General features: G+C 53.3%; 1 pseudogene. It reads left to right on the top strand.

The window, feature by feature from the left end:
* Nucleotides 1–375: pseudogene (locus B4U49_RS18970) on the top strand (clumping factor A); the annotation flags it as partial.

The raw sequence follows: 375 nt of genomic DNA, 5'->3' as shown, positions 1-375 counted from the left end.
GACGCCGATGCCGATGCCGACGCCGATGCCGACTGCGACATAAATATCGATATCGACATAGATATTGATATCGACTGTGAATGCGATGCGGATGCCGATTCAGACGCAGACGCAGACGCCGACGCCGACGCAGACGCAGACGCGGATGCCGACGCAGATGCCGACGCTGACGCAGATGCTGATGGAGACGCAGACTGGAGCTACAGCTACGAGCTGGATCTGCATGGCTATGACATCGATATTGATATTGATGTAGACATCGACAAAACGGGCAGCCACAAAGATGGTGATTGCGAGATCGATATAGACATCGATATTGACATTGACATCGAATGTGATGCTGATGCCGACTCGGATGCGGATGCGGATGCGGAT

The organism is Microbulbifer mangrovi (genome assembly GCF_002009015.1).
GTDB classification, from domain to species: Bacteria; Pseudomonadota; Gammaproteobacteria; order Pseudomonadales; family Cellvibrionaceae; genus Microbulbifer; species Microbulbifer mangrovi.
The sequence above is the reverse complement of the archived record's forward strand: the minus strand, read 5'-3'. Positions and strand labels throughout refer to the sequence as shown.